Source organism: Microbacterium sp. Beta, assembly GCF_005502545.1.
GTDB lineage: Bacteria > Actinomycetota > Actinomycetes > Actinomycetales > Microbacteriaceae > Microbacterium > Microbacterium oxydans.
On record NZ_SCOG01000052.1, the window covers coordinates 1 to 4,680 of the forward strand.

5 protein-coding genes are annotated in these 4,680 nt (G+C 73.5%); 2 read left to right on the plus strand and 3 right to left on the minus strand.

The annotated features are described in order from the left end of the window. The first annotated feature begins 105 nt into the window (after positions 1-105). Positions 106-1,125 carry an NAD(P)-binding domain-containing protein gene (locus tag FFS56_RS20335; RefSeq protein ID WP_101307115.1) on the plus strand — a complete coding sequence of 340 codons (1,020 nt, stop codon included), beginning with the start codon at positions 106-108 and terminating at the stop codon, positions 1,123-1,125. Next, positions 1,122-2,729, plus strand: coding sequence for an apolipoprotein N-acyltransferase (lnt, locus tag FFS56_RS20340; RefSeq protein ID WP_101305237.1), 1,608 nt, complete (start codon positions 1,122-1,124; stop codon positions 2,727-2,729). The genes FFS56_RS20335 and lnt overlap by 4 nt, the downstream gene beginning before the upstream one ends. 28 nt (positions 2,730-2,757) lie before the next feature. Here the strand turns inward: lnt and FFS56_RS20725 are convergent, their stop codons facing one another. The 3 genes from FFS56_RS20725 to FFS56_RS20355 all read right to left on the minus strand — a co-directional run bounded on the left by FFS56_RS20725 (position 2,758) and on the right by FFS56_RS20355 (position 4,599). Continuing rightward, positions 2,758-3,246: an alpha/beta hydrolase gene (locus tag FFS56_RS20725; protein WP_198553659.1), complete on the minus strand. Its 489-nt coding sequence runs from the start codon at positions 3,244-3,246 to the stop codon at positions 2,758-2,760. A 405-nt stretch (positions 3,247-3,651) separates the two neighbouring features. Next, positions 3,652-4,269 (minus strand): hypothetical protein, encoded by a 618-nt coding sequence (locus tag FFS56_RS20350; RefSeq protein WP_036286071.1) that lies wholly within the window; start codon positions 4,267-4,269, stop codon positions 3,652-3,654. Positions 4,270-4,299: 30 nt separating this feature from the next. Continuing rightward, complete coding sequence (locus FFS56_RS20355; protein WP_101305236.1) at positions 4,300-4,599, minus strand: YHS domain-containing protein; 300 nt, start codon at positions 4,597-4,599, stop codon at positions 4,300-4,302. Positions 4,600-4,680: the final 81 nt, after the last annotated feature.

The following is a 4,680-nucleotide window of genomic DNA, read 5'->3' on the forward strand; positions in this document are numbered from 1 at the left end:
ACCCGGCCCCGCTCGGCCCCGTCCGGCCCCGTCCCGCCGCGGCGCCGGCGCGATCATCCTCCGTCCGTTCCCGCCCCGGCCCTCTTGTGCGGGGAGGGGGTGGTGATGCGGTCGGGGTTGACGCATCGGCGGGCGATCATCGTCGGGGCCGGGCAGGCCGGGCTCGCGGTGGCCGCCGCGCTGATCGGGTTGGGGTTCCGGCCGCAGCAGGAGTTCGTGGTCGTCGACGCCGCCACGGACCGGCAACGCAGTTGGGCGTCCCGGTGGCATTCGATGCGGCTGCTGTCCGACGCCCGCCACAGCACGCTTCCGCTCCGGCCGCTGCCGCTGGACCCGCACGAGCATCCCCGGGCCGATGAGATCGCGAACTACCTGGACCAGGTGCAGCACACCCTGGGGGTGGACCCGTTCTGGGGGTTGCGTGTGGTCGGGGTGGAACACCGCGGTCACGGGTCGGTGCTGCAGCTGCAGACCGCGGAGGGCGACGTGCAGACCCGCAACGTGGTGTGCGCGACCGGCGCCGCCACCCACCCCCGCATCCCTGCGTGGGCGCAGCAGCTGCGGGTGCCCGGGGTGGTGCTGCACAGTGCCCACTACCAGTTCCCCCGGCAGGTGCCCACCGGGCGGGTGCTGATCGTCGGCGGAGGGAACAGCGGGGTGCAGCTGGCGCGAGAGCTGTCCGCCTCCCACGAGGTCACCCTCGCGGTCCGCACCCGACGGCCGCACCGACCCGCCCGTACCTTCCCCGTCCACGCCCGGGCAGGCTCGTCCTGGCTGGGTCGCCCACCCGCCGTGCAGCCGGTGTTCGGCGACAGCTACCATGCGCTGCGTCACGCGGGTGTGGCGGTCGCCCCGGCGGTGACCGGCGCGGACGGCGGGCAGGTCACGTTCGCCGATGGCAGCACCCTCGCCCCGGACTCGGTAATCCTCGCCACCGGGTACGACCCCGGCGAGGACTGGCTCCCCGCCGAGGCGACCGCAGCCCGGTCCCGCCCGGCGATGACCGGGCTGCCGGGCTTGTTCGTCGCCGGGATCCCCGCCCACAGCCGCCCCGGAGCGGACACCCTCGCCGGGGTGTCCCGGGACGCCGCCGTAATCGCCCGCACCATCGCGGACCGGCCATGACCGCCACCCCGACGACCCTCCAGGACCCGCACGGACGCCCCCAACCCACCCCGCCGAACCGCCGCGCCCGGGCGGTGATGCCGTTGGCGATGGCGTTGCCGGTCGCGGCAGCCGCGGCGGTGCTGATGGATCTCGCCTACCCGGAGGTGGGATTCTGGCCGGCCGCGTTCGCCGCGACCGGGCTGCTGCTTCTCGCCCTGATCGGCCGGAGCGTGTGGGGGGCGGTGGCGGTCGGGGCGGTGTTCGGGTTGCTGTTCTTCGGGCTGCTGGTGTCCTGGACGACCCGGTATCTCGGGCCGGTGCCGTGGGCGGCACTGACCGTGGTGGAAGGGACCCTGACCGCGGTCGGGATCATCCCGCTGGCACTCGCCTACCGGTGGGTGCCGCGCGCCGCCCCCGGCCCGGTCGGACGCCTGCTCCTGCTGCCGGGCCTGCTGGCCGCGTTGTGGACGGGCCGGGAGGTGCTGCTGGGCGCCTGGCCGTACGGGGGGCTGCCGTGGGCGCGGCTCGGGATCACCCAAGCCGACAGCCCCCTCGTTCAGACGGTGTCCTGGGTCGGGGTGAGCGGGCTCACCTTCCTGATGGTCTTCACCGTCGCCGCCGCGATCGAAACCATCCGGACCGGCCGGTGGCGTCGCCCGTTCCCCGCCGCCGTACCCGCCGTCACCACCCTGATGCTGGTCCTGGTCCCGGCGTTTCCCACCACACCGGCCGGGACGATGCGGGTCGGGGCGGTGCAAGGCAACGGCCCGTCCGGGTACTTCGACCAGCGCACCGTGGGGGCGATCGCCCGGGCGCAGGGAGACGCGACCGGCCCGGTGCTCGACGCGGATGTGGATCTGGTGGTGTGGCCGGAAGGGCTGGATGCTGACCCGTTCCAGACCCCGTGGCTGGCGGAGTACCTCACCGGCATCAGCACCCGGGCAGGTGCCCCGCTGCTGGCGAACGCGGCCACCACGGCGGGCGGCAACATCTACAACACGTCGTTCCTGTGGGACCCGGCCACCACCGGTGCCACGCCGCAGCGGGAGCAGGTGCAGACGCACGCGAAACGCCACCCGGTGCCGTTCGGCGAGTACGTGCCCGACCGGGCGTTCTACACCCTGCTCGCCCCCGACCTGGTCGGGCTGCTGCAACGCGACTACGCGCACGGCACCGACCTGCCCATGGTCACCGTCGGCGACGTGCCGGTGGGGTTGGCGATCTGCTTCGACGTGATCTACGACGAAGTCATCGCCGAGAGCGTCACCGCCGGCGCGGAGCTGCTGGTGTTCCAGACCAACAATGCCGACTTCCGCGGCACGGACGAGAACCTGCAGCAGCTCGCGGTCGCCAGAATCCGCGCGGTGGAGACCGGCCGCACCGTGGTGAACGTCTCCACCGTCGGCGCCAGCCAGATCATCCGCCCCGACGGCAGCACCCTCACCGGTCTGCCCGCCGGACAGGCCGGGGCGATGATCGCCGACACCGACCTGCGCGCCGGGCTCACCCCCGCCGTCCTCATCGGGCAAGGCGTTTCCACTGTCACCCTATGGGGTGGGCTGGGTGGTCTCGCCCTCACCGGTGCGATCGCCCGGCGGCGACGCCCCCCTGCCGTGGCCTGACCAGGCATGCCCGCCAGACAACCCGGGGCTATCCGACGGGCGGGAGGACGAGGCGGCGGATCTCCGCAGCGATCAGGTCCGATTCTGTGGCGGGGATGTAGTGGCCGGAGCGGGCAGCGACCACGTGCCGGCCCTGCCGGGACTGTGCGGCCCGATACCGCCCGGCGGCGGTCGCGGCATCCCGGACCCGTCGCGGCATCCCGTCCGCGAGACTGCCGGAGATGACGGTGACCGGGACATCGGGCAGCACCGGCGGGTCGCCGCGCCAGGCGTGCAGCTCGGTGAGGAACGTGCGCGCCTGCCGACCCTGGGTGACCACCACCGCGGGCCGGAACGCCTCCCGGTGAAGATCCGCCCGCACATCCTCGGGCATCCCCTCCCCGAGGAACCGGAAGAACCGCTCCAGCAACCCCACCCGTGCCAGCACCCACTCCACGGCGATCACGATCTTCTCCCCGACCCGGAACGGCACACCGAACTGCTGGGTCGCTGCCTCGTCGGTCGGATCCACCAGCACCAGACCGGCCTCCCGGTCCGGGCGGCCGGTCTGCTGCCTGCCGCACGATCGGGCCGCCCGCGGAATGCCCCACCTGCACGAACCCGCTGCTCGGCTCGAGGCCGTCCAGCAAATCGTTCAGGTCGTCGGCCATCCGGTCCAGGGTGCGCCCTGCACTATCCGGGGCGGACCGGCCCAGCCCTGCCCGGTCATACACCACGGCCCGCGTGAACGCGGCGACCCGGGTCTGCAGCAACGCCCAGGTGGAGCGGGTCGCCGCCCATCCCGCCTCGAACACCACCGTCGGCGCCCCGGGGGTCCCGGCCGGGGCGGGCAGCACCATCGTTTACAGGGCGCGCTCGTCACGGGTGCGCACCCACACCGGCTCCCCCTGCGTGTGCACACGCTCCCCCGCCATGACCCGCCCTACCGGTCCGTGCCCTGGCGGGAGGCGCCGGTCGCGGCGCGGTGGGCCTTCTCCCGTAGGGCCAGCAGGGCGAGGGTGTCGTCCTTGATCTGGGTGCGGCCGAGGATGCCCCAGTGCGCGCTGAGGTGGTCTTCGAGGTAGCGCAGCACCCGGGCGAACGGGACGGTGTGCCACGGCGCCCCCGCCCCGGGCGGGGAGGTGGGGTTGCCGAACACGACCGTGCGGATCGTGTGCCCTTCCGGCGCCACCGTCCGTCCCGTTTCCAGCAGTTCGGCGACCAGCCGGGCGGCATCGGTCGGGGCGCAGCACCCGAACCGGGTGAACGCGGCTTCCAGCACGGCCGGGTCCCGCATCGCCGGGTTGGGGTGCGGGCGGCCTTCCTTGACCTCGCCGAGGATCATGTCCGCTCCGCCCCCGGCGCCCAGGGCCGGGTCCAGCGGTGCGTCGACGGTCCCGGACGCTCCCGGTGCGCGGTGCAGCCGTACGGCGAGGATGTCCAGGTCGGTGATGGTGCGGGGACCGCCGGGACCGGTGGCGTCCAGCACGGGGTATTCGGCGACGGTGAAGTAGCCGTTGACCCGCAGGTACGCCTGCACCAGCCCGACCGCCGTGTCCACCCTCTATCTCCGACCGGGTTATCTGGCCGGTCAGGCGGCGTGCGCGTAGCGGGCCGGGTCGGCGTCGAACAGCGGCCCGCACTCGGCGCAGCAGAACCAGTACCGGCTGCCCTGGTAGTCGCGGAACAGGCCGCGCTGCTCGGCCCAGGCCGGGTCGACCTGGTTGCCGGGCATCACCGGACAGGTCACCAGGTTCGTCGCCCCCGCTGGCGGCTCGTGATGGTGATGCTCGTGCGCACCATGCTCGTGCGCACCATGCTCGTGTCCTCCATGGTCGTGCCCGTGCGTGTGGTCGTGCCCGGAGTGGTCGTGGTCGTGGTCGTGGGACATGGTGTGTCTCCTTCTCGAGCGATGGTTAGGCCTGGACGGGCGCGGGCTCTCGGGTGGCGGGGGCGCCGGCACGGGTTGGGG